Here is a 17,126-nt window from a genome sequence, read left to right as displayed (position 1 = left end):
GATCCCTTCGCAGGACCGATTACAGCCTCGACATCGCCTTCCCCCCAGAATTTAAGAGTAATGGTCACTTCATGGCTGAAATGAAGCTTCAAGAACTTAAGAGTAAGTCCCCGACGGATCTGCTGGCATTCGCCGAATCGCTCGAGGTCGAAAATGCGAGCACGATGCGCAAACAGGAATTGATGTTTGCCATCCTGAAAGTGCTTGCCAGCCAAGATGTGGAGATCATCGGCGAAGGCGTTGTTGAAGTTCTCCAGGACGGCTTTGGTTTCCTGCGGTCCGCTAACGCAAACTATCTTCCTGGCCCGGACGATATCTATATTTCGCCCTCGCAGATCCGTCGTTTCTCATTGAAGACGGGCGATACGGTCGAAGGCCCGATCCGCGGGCCTAAGGAAGGCGAGCGCTACTTCGCGCTTTTGAAGGTCAACACCATTAATTTCGACGATCCCGAGAAGATTCGTCACAAGGTCCATTTCGACAACCTGACGCCGCTCTACCCGAACGAGCGCTTCAGGATGGAATTGGATGTTCCCACCTCGAAGGACCTATCGCCACGCGTCATCGATCTTGTCGCGCCGCTTGGCAAGGGCCAGCGTGGATTGATCGTCGCGCCGCCACGTACCGGTAAGACTGTTCTCCTTCAGAACATTGCGCACTCGATCACTGCGAATCACCCCGAGTGCTACCTGATTGTTCTTCTCATTGACGAACGCCCGGAAGAAGTCACGGACATGCAGCGCTCTGTCCGCGGCGAAGTCATCTCCTCGACCTTCGACGAACCGGCCGTGCGCCACGTCCAGGTGGCCGAAATGGTCATCGAGAAGGCGAAGCGCCTCGTCGAACACGGGCGCGACGTCGTGATCCTGCTTGATTCGATCACGCGTCTCGGCCGCGCCTACAACACTGTTGTCCCCTCCTCCGGTAAAGTGCTCACCGGTGGTGTCGACGCGAACGCTCTGCAGCGCCCGAAGCGCTTCTTCGGCGCAGCGCGCAACATCGAAGAGGGCGGGTCGCTGACGATTATCGCGACGGCTCTCATCGACACCGGCAGCCGCATGGATGAAGTCATCTTCGAAGAGTTCAAGGGAACCGGTAACTCTGAAATCGTTCTCGACCGCAAGGTTGCCGACAAGCGTATCTTCCCGGCGATGGACATTTTGAAGTCCGGTACGCGTAAGGAAGACCTGCTGGTGCCGCGCCAAGATCTCCAGAAGATCTTCGTGCTGCGCCGCATCCTGGCCCCAATGGGAACAACCGACGCGATTGAGTTCCTGATCGACAAATTGAAGCAGACGAAGAACAATCCGGACTTCTTCGATTCAATGAATACGTAATCCTTAGCCGGATTCCTCGACAAAGCCGGTCACCGATGTGGCCGGCTTTCTCATTTCAACAAACGTTCTCTTCAGCCTTGAACTGGAGAAGGAAGATGCTGCCCCACAAGGAAACGATATTCGCTCTGTCGAGTGGCGCTGTTCCGGCTGGTCTAGCCGTCATGCGAATCAGCGGACAGGACGTGCCGGCTGTTCTTGCCGCTCTGATTGGGAGCCTTCCGGCCCCGCGGCAGGCCGCATTGCGATCGATTCGGACTCGTAATGGTCTGTTGATTGATACCGGCCTCGTCCTGCTCTTCCCGGCGCCGCATTCCTTTACGGGCGAGAATGTCGCGGAACTGCATCTTCACGGAGGTCGTGCGGTTGTCGACGCCCTACACCGCGAACTCGCTGGGTTTCCGAATTTGCGACCGGCCGCACCGGGAGAATTCTCGCGACGAGCCTTCGAAAACGGGAAGCTGGATCTGATCGAGGTCGAGGGTTTGGCGGATCTTATTGCTGCCGAAACGGAGATGCAGCGCCGTCTGGCCGTCGAGCAGAGCTCGGGAGGCCTGTCCTCGATCTACTATGGCTGGTCAGACAGACTGACCCGCGCGCGGGCGCTGATCGAGGCTGAGCTCGACTTTCCCGATGAGGAGGATGTTCCCGGTTCAGTCTCGGATCAGGTCTGGGCGGATGTGTCGCGCCTGGCAGAGGAGCTCGCCTGCCATCTCGAGCAGTTGGAGGCCGGCGAAATTATCCGCGATGGCTTCAAGGTCGTTATTGCCGGCAAGCCAAATGCAGGCAAGTCCAGCCTTATGAACGCCCTAGCCAAGCGCGATATTGCGATCGTCACCGAGATCGCAGGTACAACCCGCGATGTTCTGCAGGTTGACATGAGTATGGACGGGTACCTTGTCAAACTCTACGATACTGCTGGTCTTCGAGACACCGATGAGATCGTCGAACGTGAGGGTATTCGCCGTGCGGAGAAGATCATTACAGAGGCGGACCTACTGATCTTTATCGAAGACCTATCGATAGACAGCGTGACGGAAGAGCCTCCTGAAGGTGCAGTTTTGGTGGGCACGAAATCCGATCTTCCACGTCGAAGCGTGAGGCAATACGATCTCGTCATTTCCACGAAGGACGGCGCGGGACTGGAGCCGCTTCGAGGCTTAATCATACAGCGTCTAAAGGCAAAAGTGCAGCCTCAATCAATGGCCATCCCGAGCCGCGCTCGTCATAGAGACGCGCTTTCAAGATCATTAGCGGCTTTACGGGCATCCCTTCTTTCCCCGGGCCGCGGTCTGGATTTACGGGCCGAGGATCTTCGTGTTGCCGGCGATGCCTTAGGACGCGTAACCGGACGTGTTGATGTCGAGAACCTGCTTGATGTAATCTTCGGTGAATTTTGTATCGGAAAATGATTCACGTGAAACATGCGATCCAGGCTTGGTAGTCAGGTTTCACGTGAAACGCCTTGACTCGCCTGACAACATCGCGCATCACCTGACGATCTCAGGAGCTTGAAGAATGGATACCTCACGGTTCGATGTCATTGTCATCGGCGGCGGGCATGCGGGATGTGAAGCCGCTGCCGCTGCCGCGCGTCTTGGCGCCAAGACGGCCCTGGTGACGCATCGACGCGATACCGTCGGGGTCATGTCTTGCAATCCGGCAATTGGCGGACTTGGAAAAGGTCACCTGGTTCGAGAGATCGACGCAATGGATGGGCTCATGGGTCGTGTCGCTGACGCGGCCGGCATCCAGTTTCGTATGCTGAACCGGAAGAAGGGCCCAGCAGTGCGCGGCCCACGCACGCAAGCAGATCGTAAGCTTTATCGGCAAGCAATGCTCGCGGAGATTGAGGGCGTTCGAAATCTCACCGTGGTTGAGGGCGACGCGTTTGATCTGTCGATAAAGGATGGTCGAGTTACCGCTGTTGTTATGAAAGATAGCCGGATTCTGTCGTGCGGATCGGTCGTGCTGACGACCGGCACCTTCCTGCGAGGGCTCATTCATATCGGAGATCAGAAGATTCCAGCCGGTCGTGTCGGCGAGGAGCCATCCGTTGGCCTCTCTCAAACGCTGCTGAACCTTGGGCTGCGTCTTGGACGTCTGAAGACCGGAACGCCGGCGCGACTGGACGGAACGACCATCGACTGGCAGAGCGTCGGCCGCCAGGGCGCAGATGAAGATCCGATCCCTTTTTCCTTCATGACCGATCGCATCGTGAACCCGCAGATTGATTGCGGCGTTACACGGACAACGGAGGCGACTCATCGCATCATCGTTGAGAATCTAAAGCGCTCCGCGATGTATTCCGGCCAGATCGAGGGCGTCGGCCCCCGCTATTGCCCGTCGATTGAGGATAAACTTGTTAAATTTGGCGAACGAGACGGGCATCAGGTCTTCCTTGAACCGGAGGGACTTGATGATGATACGGTCTATCCAAACGGCATCTCGACGTCCCTGCCCGCCGAGATTCAAGACGCCTTCATTCGCACGATTCCCGGCCTCGAACGGGTCGTTATTCTGCAGCCTGGTTATGCGATCGAATATGACCATGTCGATCCGCGGGAGTTGAAACCAACGCTTGAAGTCAAGAAGATGCCGGGCCTCTTTCTGGCCGGGCAGATCAATGGAACCACCGGCTACGAAGAAGCAGCAGCGCAGGGGCTGGTCGCGGGTATTAACGCGGCGCGGCTTTCTGGTAATCAGGACGAGGTCCGCTTCAGCAGAACGGATTCCTATATCGGCGTGATGGTCGACGATCTGACCTCGCGTGGTGTTGCCGAACCGTATCGTATGTTCACCTCTCGCGCCGAATACCGCCTATCGCTGCGCGCTGATAATGCGGATATCCGCCTAACGCCTCTGGCGATGAGCATAGGGGCGGCTTCCTCCAGGCGCCGTGATCGCTTTGAGGCATACAACGATGCTTTGGACGCGGGTCGCGCCAGACTGAAGTCACTCTCGGTGACGCCAAGTGAAGCTGCGGGCTTTGACCTGAAGATCAACCAGGATGGACAACGCCGATCGGCTTATGATCTTCTTTCCTACCCGGATTTTAGCCTCGCGGATCTTGAACGGATTTGGCCCGAGCTAGAAGAGATCGGCGGTCGCGTGGCTGGGGCCTTGGAGATTGAGGCTAGCTACGCCGTCTACATGCAGCGTCAATCAGCCGACATCGCGCAGGTCAAGCGGGACGAAGATCGCGTAATACCGGATGACTTCGACTTCAACGCGCTCTCCGGCTTGTCCAACGAACTGAAGCACAAGCTACGTGTTGCGCGTCCTTTTAATGTCGCACAGGCGGCGAAGATTGACGGCATGACGCCCGCTGCTATTTCGTTGCTACTCGTTCACCTGCGTCGCAACGCGATTGACGTCGCGGCGTCGGCCTGAAAATCATCTTATTGCAATCTACGAGAGCCCTACGATGCAGCTGAACGGTCGACGTGTTTCACGTGAAACACAGGAGCGTCTCGAACACTTCGAGGCGCTCTTTCAAAAATGGGCGCGGTCGATCAATTTGAGCGCGCCGTCGACCCTGGATGATGCGTGGAACCGCCACATCGCCGACTCGGCTCAGATTTTCCAGCTCCAATCAACCCCTCTTCGCTGGATCGATCTAGGCAGCGGAGGTGGCTTTCCCGGGATTGTCACTGCCATCATGTTGGCCGAGCTCGGTGGAGGGTGGGTTCATCTCGTTGAGAGCAATCACAAGAAGGCAGCATTCCTGCGCACGGCCCTCCGCGAAACCGGCGGCAGAGGGTCTGTACACCCGGTTCGGATCGAAGATGCTCCCTTAATCGTGGAGGATTGTGATTTTGTGTCCGCGCGGGCGCTTGCTGATCTCGAGAAGCTCTTTGGCTACATTGAACCGTGGTCGAAACGGAACGCAAAACTTCGCGCTTATCTTCATAAAGGCCGGGATTATCGGAGCGAGCTCAAGAAAGCGCATGGTGGCTGGGGATTCGATCTGTTAGAACATAAGAGCGCTGTCGACCGGGATTCGGTCATTTTGGAAATCTTCAATCTCCAGCGCGTGGCTTAACAGATCGGGCTTTGGCTATGGCTGGCGAACGAAATCGGATAATCACCATTGCAAATCAGAAGGGCGGCGTCGGTAAGACCACGACGGCGATCAATTTGGCGACGGCGCTTGCTGCAATCGGTGAGCGGGTCCTGATCGTAGACCTCGATCCGCAGGGAAACGCCAGTACCGGTCTAGGTATCGACCGAAAGCATCGCCGGCTATCTTCCTATGATCTGTTGCTGGGCGATTATGGAATTGAAGAGGTGTCGCAGGAAACTGCTGTTCCGAATCTCCATATTGTGCCGTCGACGATGGATCTCCTCGGGATTGAGATGGAGATCGCGAGCCAAAGCGATCGTGTTTTTAAGTTGAAAAAAGCGTTGACGAAGGAAGCGGCTTTCCGCTTTTCTTATATTCTCGTGGACTGCCCTCCCTCCTTCAATCTGCTCACCATGAACGCTATGGCAGCCGCGCATTCCGTGCTGGTGCCGCTGCAGTGCGAGTTTTTTGCGCTGGAGGGCCTGAGTCAGCTGCTAGAAACCGTCGACCAAGTGCGGCGCACGGTCAATCCCCGCCTTGATATCCAGGGGATCGTGCTGACGATGTTTGATTCCCGCAACAATCTGGCGCAACAGGTTGTTAACGATGTCCGTACGCATCTTGGTGAGAAAGTCTACCATACGTTGATTCCACGGAACGTTCGCGTGTCGGAAGCACCGTCCTACGGCAAGCCGGCGATTCTCTACGATCTGAAGTGCGCAGGGAGTCAGGCATATCTCCAGCTGGCGTCGGAGGTTATTCAACGCGAACGTCAACGTCTCGCGGCATGATTTGAAAGAGATAATGGCGAGTTAAGACATGAACGATGACGTCTCGAAAAGAAGACTTGGGCGCGGTCTGGCCGCATTGATCGGTGAGATGGATCAGCCGATGCCTGTTGACGCGCCCAGTCGCGGAGTAAGCGCCGATCAAATGGTGCCGATCGAGTTCGTCAGTCGTAATCCGCGCAACCCTCGGCGGTTCTTCGATGATGGCGAATTGCACGAGCTTGCAAGTTCTATCCGGCAACACGGCATCGTTCAGCCCGTTGTCGTCCGGACTCTGGCGACCAACCAATACGAGATCATAGCCGGCGAAAGACGGTGGCGTGCGGCGCAGCTTGCCGGCCTCGTCGAGATTCCTGTGATCGTGCGCGATGTCGATGACAAGACCGCTCTCGAAATTGCGATCGTTGAAAACGTTCAGCGCTCCGACCTCAATCCGCTGGAAGAGGCTCTCGGCTATGAGCAACTCATCGCGGAATACGGCTATACCCAGAACGATCTCGGTGAAATCATCGGCAAGAGCCGCAGCCATGTGGCGAACTCGTTGCGGCTTCTGAAGCTGCCGGAGCCTGTCCGAGATCTCTTGGCCGCTGGAAGCCTTTCGGCCGGTCATGCCCGCGCTTTGGTGCCGACCTCTGATCCGGCCGCCCTCGCCCGAACGATCGTATCAAAGGGCATGTCGGTACGTGACGCCGAACGTTTGGCTCAAAATGATATCAAGGCTCAGTCCGAGCCGAGACCCTTGGCGCATCAAAAGGATCAGAAGGATTCGGACACGTTGGCCCTGGAACGGACCCTAACCGATGCACTCGGTCTTGATGTGACGATCAATCACAAAGCAAGCGGCGGTCAGATCAGAATATCCTATAAGTCGTTGGAGCAGCTGGAAGAAATCTGCCGTCTTCTCGAGCGCCGCTGAAGAGAAACGCTACCGACGCGCCGACTGCAGTGTGGTTGAAAGTAGTGTTTGGAGCGCGATACTGTCTTCCAGGGACGCTCGCTTGCGGGTCTGCAAGATGGCGGCCTGCAAACGATTGGCTTCTCGTGCTATGGCGTCTGTAGACCAAGTTCGAAGTGCTTGTTCGATAATTGGTTTTCGTCGAAAATGCTGATGACGGCCGAGCGTCTGCATGACTTGCGCGGACGGCAATCGCTTCTCTTCCATTTCGGTCTTCATGGCATCCAGCAACTGAAATTGCTTCAGACAGGCCTGGATAACGAGAAACACGGCAGTCTTGGACGACATGATCTTCTGCATCGCGTGCAGGAAGCTGGTTGGATTGCCGCTCAGCACCGCATCGACGGCGTCATCCACCGAGATTGCGCTGGCGTCGCCTATAATTTCCGTAACATGGTGCTCTTCTATCGTCGACTTACCGCGGCAGTAGAGTGCGAGCTTTCGAAGTTCGTTGCGAGAGGCAATCCGGTCCCCGCCAATAAGCTCCAGCAAGGCCTGGCGCGCAGCTGGCGTGATGCTGAGACCGGCGCTTGAAAGTTCACCGTCTATCAAGCTGTTAAGCGCACGCGCATCGTCGGAGTAGCAAGGTATCGCCATGACATTGCGGGCGGTCTCGGCGCCTTTGCGCAGGAGCGAGCCCTTCTTGAGGTCCGCAGCCTCGATGATGACAAATGTGCCCTCCGGCGTGCTCGCTGAAAGAGATTGCAGGGAATCGACAAGATATCTTTCGTTGGCGGCTCCCCGGATCCAGATAAGCTTATCGCCCCCGAAAAGGCCGATCGCCCCAGCCTCATCCAACAGCCGGCCCTGGTCTCGCTGCAACTCGGCGATATCGAGCTTGATCAGTGAAAATGGGTCATCCAGCGAGACGCCCGTCTTGCCGGCAAGCAAGGCAGCGCGCTCCGATACAAGGCCACGATCCGGTCCATAGATCACGAAGAGGCGGTAGTTGCGGGCGGATCGCTCAAGAAAGCTCTCAAACTCGTGCGATTTGATCTCCGCCATACGATCCGCTCCTCAGCGGCCAAGCGCAGCCGCAATATCGGCACCAACGAACTCGGCAGCCTGCCGCGCGGCGCGGTTCTCGGCGTCACGAATGGCACGCTGCTTGGCAAATTCCTGGCCCGGAAAGTCAAGTAGGGCCGTGGCATAGCGATTGCCTGCCTTGATGACGTGGCCATCCTTCGTCGACTTCAGAGTGTAGTCAACGCTGACAGTCGCGCGTCCGGCCAGAGACTCATCTGACGACGCGACAAGCAGAGTGCTGATGACGTTCGATCGAACACTGAGTTCGACCTTATAATCTGGGTTCTCGGGCTCGCCACCACCGCGTGAAGCGATGAAGATCAGTCGATTGCGAACTTCTTGCTCGACGCGGCCCGTCGCTTCCGAGAAGCCAACAGACGCGAGTTTACCCGCGACGCCGGAGCTTTCGGAATAGAGGGGGCGAACCTGGCAGGATGCAAGAAAGGCCGCGGATGCAACGATTGCGGCCATGCCCGAGCCGCGCAGCAGCTTAAAAGCGATATCAAACGACAATGTTCACAATCCTTTGCGGAACCACGATGATCTTCTTAGGCGTCTGACCGTTCAGAGCCTTCTTGACATCATCCAATGCGAGCACACCTTCGGTAACGGCATTCTGATCTGCGTCGCGAGAAATTGTCAATTCGGCGCGCTTCTTGCCGTTGATCTGAACCGGCAAAACCACATCGTTTTCAACGACAAGGCCCTCGTCATAACGTGGCCAATCGGTGTGCGCCAGCAAACCGTCGTTACCCAGCACTGCCCAGCACTCTTCGGCCAGATGTGGCGTCATCGGTGCTACCAGCTGAATAAGGACCTCCGAGGCGTTGCGCACGGCGGCGCGATACGCCATATCGCCCTCACCTGCTGCGACGCGGGTCAAGGGTGAGGCCAATGCGTTGACGAGCTCGTAGATCCGCGCAACAGCCTTGTTGAACCAGAGACGATCGTAGTCGTTCTGGACCGCCTTCAGAGTCTTGTGCGCGATTTGCGAAATAGCCTGAGCTTCCCCATCGTTAGCCGGAGTCGGCGCCACTTCTCGCAGATTATCCGATGCCTCGGCAATCAGACGCCACAGTCGCTGCGTGAACCGGTGAGCGCCTTCGACGCCTGCTTCCGACCAGATGACGTCGCGCTCTGGCGGCGAATCCGAAAGCACGAAGAAACGGGCGGTGTCTGCGCCGTAAGAAGCGATGATATCGTCCGGATCGACGACATTCTTCTTCGACTTCGACATCTTCTCGATCGATCCGATCGCGACTTCCTCGCCGTTGGAGAGGTGATAGGCGCGCCGTTTCCCTTCCAGTTCCTCGATGCGAATGTCTGCCGGTGCGACCCACTCGCGGCTCATACCCGTGCCGCGGCTGTATGTCTCGTGCACGACCATTCCCTGCGTGAAAAGACCCTTGAAGGGCTCCTTGGCGTCGACGTGGCCTGTCTCGCGCATCGCCCGCGTGAAGAAGCGGGAATAGAGGAGGTGCAGGATCGCGTGCTCGATGCCGCCGATGTACTGATCGACCGGCAACCAACGATTGGCAGCGCTCGGGTCGGTCGGCTTGGTTTCCCAGGGCGCCGTGAAGCGCGTGAAGTACCAGCTCGAATCGACAAAAGTATCCATCGTATCGGTTTCCCGTCGTGCGTCCTTGCCGCACTGCGGGCAAGCGACATGCCGCCAGGTCGGATGACGATCGAGCGGATTGCCCGGCTGGTCGAAGGTTACATCTTCCGGCAACTTTACCGGCAGGTCCTTCTTTGGAACGGGAACAACACCGCAATCATCACAATGGATCACTGGGATCGGGCAGCCCCAATAGCGCTGACGCGAGATGCCCCAATCGCGCAAGCGGAAGTTCACCTTACGCTCGCCTTGTGGAGCATTACCGAGCGTCATCGATGACAGACGGTCAGCAACGATTTCGAACGCCTCGCTGGTGGACTTTCCGTCGAGGAAGCGTGAGTTGATCATGACGCCGTCGCCATCATAGGCGACGTCGCCGACACTGAAGGTCGCAGCATCACCACCTGCCGGCATGACAACTGGAACTACAGGCAAACCGTACTTCAGCGCAAAATCGAGGTCGCGCTGGTCACCGGACGGGCAACCGAAAATCGCACCGGTGCCGTAGTCCATAAGGACAAAGTTTGCGATGTAGACCGGCAACTCCCACGAAGGGTCGAGAGGATGTCTGACGCGAATGCCGGTGTCGATACCCCTCTTCTCTGCAGTTTCCAGCGCAGCAAGCGAAGTTCCGGCGCGGCGGCATTCTTCGCAAAAGGAATCGATAGTCGGATTCTTCGCGGCGGCATCCTTGGCCAGCGGATGGTCGGCTGCGATCGCCAGGAACGAGGCGCCGAAAAGTGTGTCCGGCCGTGTCGTGTAGACCTCGATCTCGGTTTCTCCGGCAGGAGCCGTCTCCTGCACGATCTCCCAGCGCAGCATCATGCCCTCGGAGCGGCCGATCCAGTTCTTCTGCATCAGTCGAACCTTTTCCGGCCACTGATCAAGCGTATCCAACGCCTCGAGCAGATCCTGGCTGAAGTCGGTGATTTTGAAGAACCACTGCGTCAATTCCCGTTGCTCAACCAGTGCGCCGGAACGCCAGCCGCGTCCGTCAATCACCTGTTCGTTGGCGAGCACCGTATTGTCGACCGGATCCCAGTTCACCTTCGACTGCTTGCGATAGACGAGCCCTTTCTCGAGGAAGTCCAGGAAGAGATGCTGTTGGTGCTGATAATAGGCGACATCGCAGGTTGCGAATTCGCGGCTCCAGTCCAGCGAGAGACCCATCGCCTTCAACTGGGACTTCATTGACGCGATATTCTGGTAGGTCCAGGATGCCGGATGTACGCCGCGCTCCATGGCAGCGTTCTCGGCCGGCATGCCAAAGGCATCCCACCCCATGGGATGCAGCACGTTATAGCCGCGAGCGCGCTTGTAGCGGGCTACGACGTCTCCCATTGCGTAGTTCCGCACATGGCCCATGTGGATGCGGCCGGATGGATACGGAAACATTTCGAGGACGTAATACTTCTCGCGCGGATCGCGGTTGTCGGTCTCAAAGACCTTCGCTTCGTTCCATTTCTGCTGCCAGCGAGGTTCAGCATCGCGCGGGTTATAACGTTCGGTTGCCATGGTATTCGTATTTCCGAAAAATCAGGGGAAGTTGGTGGTGACCTTCACCATGAAACCACCGTAGCGTCAAGTTTTACGGGTGCGGCAAGCGTCCGATCCCGATCTGTCGGCCAAGATTTCCGGTGTGTGGGCCTTGGCAAGCACAGCCCGGGCGTTTAGTGCATGGCCATCTTCCCATGCGGTCATGTCGAGGGCGAGTGATGGAACTTGAAGGGCGGTTGAACGATGTGCGCTCGCGTATCTCTGTGGCTGAACAGCGGGGCGGACGGCCCGACGGTTCGGTTCAGCTTGTCGCCGTTTCAAAGACATTCGACGCAGACGCAATCCGCCCCGCGCTTCAGGCCGGGCAGCGGATCTTTGGGGAAAATAGGGTTCAGGAAAGCCAGGGAAAATGGCCAGAACTGAAAGCCGAAACGCCAGGCATCGAACTCCATCTCATCGGCCCATTGCAGTCGAACAAGGCGGCCGAGGCAGTCGCGCTATTTGATGTCATTGAAACCATCGACCGCGAAAAGATCGCCCGTGTCCTGGCGGACGAGATGAAGCGTCAAGCGAGGACCCCTCGGCTCTATGTTCAGGTCAACACCGGGCTTGAACCGCAGAAGGCTGGAATCGCGCCGGACGACGTCGCGATGTTTGTGGATTTCTGTCGTAACGAACTCGGCCTCACCATCGAGGGATTGATGTGCATCCCGCCCGCAGATGAAAATCCCGGCCCACATTTCGCGTTGCTTGCGAGGCTTGCAAAGGACTGCGGCGTCGAGAAACTCTCGATGGGAATGTCTGGCGACTATGAAACGGCCGTTGCCTTTGGGGCGACCAGCGTGCGCGTCGGGTCCGCGATCTTCGGCGCCCGTTGATACGCTGCTTTCGTCGGGCTTCCTCTCCCGGCAGACCTCTCCTAGATTGATAGGATAACTCGCATATCCTGGGGAGGAGCATATGCAGGGAAGCTATCGCCAGACCTACGCCAGCTGGAGGAGCGATCCGGAGGCCTTCTGGCGCGAGGCAGCCGCGGATATCGACTGGTTCAAACAGCCGACGCGGACTTTCTCGCCGGAGTATGGCCCCTATGGCCGTTGGTTCGCTGGAGGCAAAACCAATACCTGCTTCAATTGTCTTGACCGCCACGTTCGGTCTGGCCGCGGCGACGATACTGCCTTTATCTACGATAGCCCGATTAGTGGTGCGAAGACTGTATTTACTTATGGCGAAGTCCTTGCCGAAGTGAGCGCCATTGCAGCGACGCTGCAGGAGCGCGGAATTGCCAAGGGCGACCGCGTCATTATCTATATGCCAATGGTGCCGCAAGCGGTCTTTGCCATGCTCGCCTGCGCCCGCATCGGCGCAGTTCATTCCGTTGTGTTTGGCGGCTTTGCGGCGAATGAACTTGCCGCACGAATCGACGATTCGGGAGCGAAACTAATCCTCACTGCAAGTTGCGGGCTCGAACCAGGGCGGGTGGTGCCCTACAAGCCCTTGGTGGATCAAGCGATCACCATCGCGAAGTCGAAGCCGGCTCGTTGTCTTGTCCTGCAGAGGACGCAGCTCGTGGCAGAACTGGTTGATGGTCGTGACGAGGATTTCGAAGCAGCCGTCGCGAGAAATCGCGGTGTGAACGTCGAATGCACTCCCGTCGAGGCGACGGACGAACTCTACATTCTCTATACATCAGGCACGACCGGCCAGCCCAAGGGCGTTGTGCGTGATAATGGCGGCCACATGGTCGCCCTCGCCTGGTCCATGGCGAATATCTTCGGCATCAAGCCTGGCGAGGTGTTCTGGGCGGCTTCCGATATAGGTTGGGTCGTTGGCCATTCCTACATTGTCTATGCGCCGCTTCTCGTGGGCGCCGCCAGTGTGATTTTTGAGGGAAAGCCGGTTGGCACGCCTGATGCTGGCGCCTTCTGGCGCATTGCGTCGGAGCATGATGTTCGTGTTCTTTTTACCGCGCCCACGGCGTTTCGTGCCATTCGCCGCGAAGATAGCGATGGTATCCATATCAAGGCGTACGCAATGCCGAATTTTCGTGCGCTGTTCCTCGCAGGAGAGCGTGCCGATCCGGAGACGCTGAAATGGGCCGAGCGGATGCTTGATGTTCCCGTGATCGATCATTGGTGGCAGACGGAAACCGGATGGCCGATGGTAGCGAACCCGCTCGGCCTTGAGGCTTTGGCCGTGAAGCACGGCTCGCCATCTGTGGCCATGCCCGGCTACGGCATCCACGTACTCGACGATGCCGGGCACCCGGTCGAGCCGGGGACGCTTGGGAACGTCGTTGTCGAGCTTCCCCTGCCCCCCGGTTGCCTGCCCACGCTGTGGAATGCCGACGAGCGCTTCCGTTCAGCCTATCTGGCAGAATTTCCTGGCTATTACAAAACCGCGGACGCCGGCTACATCGACGAAGATGGTTATCTCTTCATCATGTCGCGGACCGACGACATCATCAACTGCGCTGGCCATCGTCTGTCCACGGGGGCAATGGAAGAGGTTTGTGCGATGCATCCGGATGTCGCCGAATGTGCGGTGGTCGGAATTGCTGATCAACTGAAGGGCCAGGTACCCTGTGGCTTTCTCGTTCTGAAGAAGAATGTTTCACGGGAAACATCGGCGATTGAATCTGAGGTCGTGCAGTTGATCCGTGACTCGATCGGCCCGGTGGCCGCGTTCAAGACCGCGATCACCGTCGATCGCCTTCCCAAGACCCGCTCCGGCAAGATCTTGCGCGGCACCATCCAGAAGATCGCCGATGGCGTGCCGTGGAAAATGCCGGCAACGATCGACGATCCCATTATTCTCGAGGAAATAGCCGAAGCGCTGCGCAAGCGTGGGTTCGGTTCCCTGCCGATGTAGGCGCTAACGAAAAGGCCCGCTTACGCAGGGCCTTGAGTGTCGATCACCTGAGACAATCAATATTGATCGTCTTCGTCCTCGTCCTTCGGGGAAGACTTCAGAGACTTGAGCTTTGCGAAAACGGCATCGGCGTCGATTTCCTTCTCCTCTTCGCGCTCATGGCCTGTCAGACGCTCGGTTTCGTGGGCCGACTGCAGGGTTGCGCCAAGCTCGGCGGCGGTCGGCAGCGGACGGCCCTTTGCCGCCTTTTCGACTTCCATGTCGAGATCGATCTGGCTGCAAAGGCCGAGTGTTACCGGGTCCATCGGCGCGAGATTTGCGGAGTTCCAGTGAGTACGTTCGCGAATTTGCTCGATCGTCGACTTCGTGGTGCCGACGAGGCGGGAAATCTGCGCATCCTTCAGTTCCGGATGATTGCGCACCAGCCAGAGAATGGCATTCGGGCGATCCTGACGCTTGGAAACCGGCGTGTAGCGCGGGCCGCGGCGCTTGGATTCGGGCACGCGAACCTTCGGCTCGGAGAGCTTCAGCTTGTGCGCCGGGTTCTTTTCTGCGCGGGCGATTTCGTCGCGCGAAAGCTGACCGGTGGCAATCGGATCGAGACCCTTGATGCCTTGCGCGGCTTCGCCGTCGGCAATTGCCTTCACTTCGAGCGGATGCAGTCTGCAGAACTGCGCGATCTGGTCGAATGACAGGGCTGTGTTGTCGACGAGCCAGATGGCAGTCGCCTTCGGCATGAGCAATTGTTGAGCCATGGATATAGTCCTTCTGTCGTCCGCGCCGGTGTCGCGGTCCGTGGATTGTCACCACTATGTCCGGGAAATATGGCGCTATATAACCGCAGTGACGCAGAATTGCAATTGATCACGAATGAAATGACCTTTGTCTAATTGCCGGGCAGATGCGACCTGCTATGAATGCCTAAAGCCAGTCAGGGCTGCTTCGCTTTTTGGCCGCCCGGTATCCGAGTGAGGAGGAGTTCCATGTCCGAAAAGATCTACCCGGTGCAAAAGCCGGTGAAGAACCATGCGCTTATCGATAAGGCCAAGTACGAGCAATGGTACGAGGAAAGTGTCGAGAACCCCGATAAGTTCTGGGGCAAGCATGGCAAGCGGATCGATTGGTTCAAACCTTACACCAAGGTCAAAAACACGTCCTTCAGAGGTAGGGTCTCGATCAAGTGGTTCGAGGATGGGCAGACGAACGTTTCTTACAACTGCATCGACCGGCACCTGAAGACGAACGGCAACCAGGTGGCTATCATCTTCGAGGGCGACAATCCGTACGTCGACAAGAAGATTACCTACAACGAGCTCTATGAGCATGTGTGCCGCATGGCGAACGTCATGAAGAAACATGGCGTCAAGAAGGGCGATCGCGTCACCATCTACATGCCGATGATCCCAGAGGCGGCCTATGCCATGCTCGCCTGTGCCCGCATCGGTGCGGTTCATTCGGTCGTGTTTGGCGGTTTCTCGCCGGAAGCACTGGCAGGCCGTATCGTCGATTGCGAATCCACTTTCGTGATCACTTGCGACGAAGGCGTGCGCGGCGGCAGGCCCGTGCCGTTGAAGGACAATACCGACACCGCAATTCATATCGCCGCTCGTCAGCATGTCATCGTCGACAAGGTTGTTGTGGTGCGGCGTACTGGCGGCAAGACAGGATGGGCGCCCGGCCGCGATCTTTGGTATCATCAGGAAATCGCTACGGTTAAGCCGGAGTGCCCGCCCGTGAAGATGAAGGCGGAGGATCCGTTGTTCATCCTTTACACCTCTGGCTCGACCGGAAAGCCCAAGGGTGTGTTGCACACGACAGGCGGCTATCTCGTCTACGCGGCAATGACCCACGAGTATGTCTTCGATTACCACCCGGGCGATATCTACTGGTGCACCGCCGACGTGGGCTGGGTCACCGGGCACTCGTACATTGTTTACGGTCCGCTTGCGAACTGTGCGACGACGCTGATGTTCGAAGGTGTTCCGAATTTTCCGGACCAGGGCCGGTTCTGGGAAGTCATCGACAAGCACAAGGTCAATATCTTCTACACGGCGCCAACGGCGATCCGCTCTCTGATGGGTGCCGGGGACCACTTCGTCACGCGCTCGTCGCGCTCCAGCCTTCGCCTGCTCGGAACGGTTGGCGAGCCGATCAATCCGGAAGCGTGGGAATGGTATTACAACGTCGTTGGCGATAAGCGTTGCCCTGTTATCGATACCTGGTGGCAGACGGAAACCGGGGGTCACATGATCACGCCACTGCCGGGCGCGACTGACCTTAAACCGGGGTCCGCGACGAAGCCGTTCTTCGGCATCAAGCCGCAGTTGGTCGACAACGAAGGCAATGTGCTCGAGGGTGCTGCCGATGGAAACCTCTGCATTACCGACAGCTGGCCGGGACAGATGCGCACGGTCTATGGTGACCACGAGCGCTTCATCCAGACATATTTCTCGACCTACAAGGGCAAGTATTTCACCGGCGATGGCTGCCGACGAGATGAAGACGGCTACTACTGGATTACCGGTCGCGTCGATGACGTGCTGAACGTTTCAGGCCACCGTCTGGGTACCGCCGAGGTCGAATCGGCGCTTGTTTCGCACAACCTCGTCTCGGAAGCCGCCGTCGTTGGCTATCCGCACCCGATCAAGGGTCAGGGCATTTACTGCTATGTCACGCTGATGGCGGGCAGTGAAGGTTCGGACGATTTGCGGCAGCAACTGGTCAAGCATGTTCGCAGCGAAATCGGCCCAATCGCAGCACCCGACAAGATCCAGTTTGCACCGGGGCTTCCGAAGACCCGTTCAGGCAAGATCATGCGCCGTATCCTGCGCAAGATTGCCGAGGACGACTTCGGCTCGCTGGGCGATACGTCGACGCTTGCCGATCCGGCTGTTGTCGACGATCTGATCGCGAACCGCCAGAACAAGACGGCCGCCTAAGAAAAAAGCCGCTCCGAGCGATCGGGGCGGCT

13 protein-coding genes are annotated in these 17,126 nt (G+C 57.7%); 9 read left to right on the top strand and 4 right to left on the bottom strand.

Translation table 11 applies throughout. The annotated features are described in order from the left end of the window. Positions 1–71 precede the first annotated feature (71 nt). The 6 genes from rho (at position 72) to NBG89_RS16835 (ending at position 7,104) form a co-directional block, all read left to right on the top strand. Positions 72–1,337, top strand: a complete 1,266-nt coding sequence (gene rho, locus NBG89_RS16860) for a transcription termination factor Rho (protein WP_007528691.1) — start codon at positions 72–74, stop codon at positions 1,335–1,337. Positions 1,338–1,432: 95 nt separating this feature from the next. Next, positions 1,433–2,746, top strand: a complete 1,314-nt coding sequence (gene mnmE, locus NBG89_RS16855) for a tRNA uridine-5-carboxymethylaminomethyl(34) synthesis GTPase MnmE (protein WP_431320880.1) — start codon at positions 1,433–1,435, stop codon at positions 2,744–2,746. 106 nt (positions 2,747–2,852) lie between these two features. Further along, the gene (gene mnmG, locus NBG89_RS16850) at positions 2,853–4,727 is read left to right on the top strand and encodes a tRNA uridine-5-carboxymethylaminomethyl(34) synthesis enzyme MnmG (protein WP_431320879.1); all 1,875 of its coding nucleotides are present in this window, start codon (positions 2,853–2,855) and stop codon (positions 4,725–4,727) included. A gap of 34 nt (positions 4,728–4,761) precedes the next feature. Further along, positions 4,762–5,379: a 16S rRNA (guanine(527)-N(7))-methyltransferase RsmG gene (gene rsmG / locus NBG89_RS16845; RefSeq protein WP_431320878.1), complete on the top strand. Its 618-nt coding sequence runs from the start codon at positions 4,762–4,764 to the stop codon at positions 5,377–5,379. A 17-nt stretch (positions 5,380–5,396) separates the two neighbouring features. Continuing rightward, positions 5,397–6,191 (top strand): ParA family protein, encoded by a 795-nt coding sequence (locus NBG89_RS16840; RefSeq protein ID WP_431320877.1) that lies wholly within the window; start codon positions 5,397–5,399, stop codon positions 6,189–6,191. A gap of 28 nt (positions 6,192–6,219) precedes the next feature. Next, on the top strand, positions 6,220–7,104 hold the full coding sequence (locus NBG89_RS16835) for a ParB/RepB/Spo0J family partition protein (protein ID WP_431320876.1): 885 nt from the start codon (positions 6,220–6,222) through the stop codon (positions 7,102–7,104). 9 nt (positions 7,105–7,113) lie between these two features. On the opposite strand, the gene holA is transcribed toward NBG89_RS16835, so the two are convergent. Genes holA through leuS form a run of 3 tightly spaced genes read right to left on the bottom strand, consistent with a single transcriptional unit; the run spans position 7,114 to position 11,302 of the window. Further along, complete coding sequence (holA, locus tag NBG89_RS16830) at positions 7,114–8,148, bottom strand: DNA polymerase III subunit delta (protein WP_431320875.1); 1,035 nt, start codon at positions 8,146–8,148, stop codon at positions 7,114–7,116. Positions 8,149–8,160: 12 nt separating this feature from the next. After that, positions 8,161–8,682, bottom strand: coding sequence for an LPS assembly lipoprotein LptE (gene lptE / locus NBG89_RS16825; protein WP_431320874.1), 522 nt, complete (start codon positions 8,680–8,682; stop codon positions 8,161–8,163). Beyond that, a complete protein-coding gene (gene leuS / locus NBG89_RS16820) occupies positions 8,672–11,302 on the bottom strand; it encodes a leucine--tRNA ligase (RefSeq protein WP_431320873.1) in 2,631 nt (876 codons plus the stop codon). Before leuS ends, lptE begins: the two co-directional genes overlap by 11 nt. Positions 11,303–11,502: 200 nt before the next feature. Here leuS and NBG89_RS16815 point away from each other — a divergent pair, with 200 nt between their 5' ends. Continuing rightward, on the top strand, positions 11,503–12,162 hold the full coding sequence (locus tag NBG89_RS16815) for a YggS family pyridoxal phosphate-dependent enzyme (RefSeq protein WP_431322724.1): 660 nt from the start codon (positions 11,503–11,505) through the stop codon (positions 12,160–12,162). An 82-nt stretch (positions 12,163–12,244) separates the two neighbouring features. Continuing rightward, a complete protein-coding gene (locus NBG89_RS16810) occupies positions 12,245–14,155 on the top strand; it encodes a propionyl-CoA synthetase (protein ID WP_431320872.1) in 1,911 nt (636 codons plus the stop codon). Positions 14,156–14,211: 56 nt separating this feature from the next. Here the strand turns inward: NBG89_RS16810 and NBG89_RS16805 are convergent, their stop codons facing one another. Next, entirely contained in the window at positions 14,212–14,910 is a 699-nt protein-coding gene (locus tag NBG89_RS16805; protein ID WP_088704611.1) for a DUF1013 domain-containing protein, read from the bottom strand. A 228-nt stretch (positions 14,911–15,138) separates the two neighbouring features. Between NBG89_RS16805 and acs the strand changes: the two genes are divergently transcribed. Next, a complete protein-coding gene (gene acs / locus NBG89_RS16800) occupies positions 15,139–17,094 on the top strand; it encodes an acetate--CoA ligase (protein WP_431320871.1) in 1,956 nt (651 codons plus the stop codon). Positions 17,095–17,126 lie beyond the last annotated feature (32 nt).

The organism is Rhizobium sp. YTU87027, from assembly GCF_050644135.1.
Lineage (GTDB): Bacteria > Pseudomonadota > Alphaproteobacteria > Rhizobiales > Rhizobiaceae > Rhizobium.
The sequence above is the reverse complement of the archived record's forward strand: the minus strand, read 5'-3'. Positions and strand labels throughout refer to the sequence as shown.

Coding starts and splice junctions, on each gene's coding strand:
- rho (WP_007528691.1), top strand. CDS start 72: ATGGCTGAAATGAAGCTTCAAGAACTTAAGAGTAAGTCCCCGACGGAT.
- mnmE (WP_431320880.1), top strand. CDS start 1,433: ATGCTGCCCCACAAGGAAACGATATTCGCTCTGTCGAGTGGCGCTGTT.
- mnmG (WP_431320879.1), top strand. CDS start 2,853: ATGGATACCTCACGGTTCGATGTCATTGTCATCGGCGGCGGGCATGCG.
- rsmG (WP_431320878.1), top strand. CDS start 4,762: ATGCAGCTGAACGGTCGACGTGTTTCACGTGAAACACAGGAGCGTCTC.
- NBG89_RS16840 (WP_431320877.1), top strand. CDS start 5,397: ATGGCTGGCGAACGAAATCGGATAATCACCATTGCAAATCAGAAGGGC.
- NBG89_RS16835 (WP_431320876.1), top strand. CDS start 6,220: ATGAACGATGACGTCTCGAAAAGAAGACTTGGGCGCGGTCTGGCCGCA.
- holA (WP_431320875.1), bottom strand. CDS start 8,148: ATGGCGGAGATCAAATCGCACGAGTTTGAGAGCTTTCTTGAGCGATCC.
- leuS (WP_431320873.1), bottom strand. CDS start 11,302: ATGGCAACCGAACGTTATAACCCGCGCGATGCTGAACCTCGCTGGCAG.
- NBG89_RS16815 (WP_431322724.1), top strand. CDS start 11,503: ATGGAACTTGAAGGGCGGTTGAACGATGTGCGCTCGCGTATCTCTGTG.
- NBG89_RS16810 (WP_431320872.1), top strand. CDS start 12,245: ATGCAGGGAAGCTATCGCCAGACCTACGCCAGCTGGAGGAGCGATCCG.
- NBG89_RS16805 (WP_088704611.1), bottom strand. CDS start 14,910: ATGGCTCAACAATTGCTCATGCCGAAGGCGACTGCCATCTGGCTCGTC.
- acs (WP_431320871.1), top strand. CDS start 15,139: ATGTCCGAAAAGATCTACCCGGTGCAAAAGCCGGTGAAGAACCATGCG.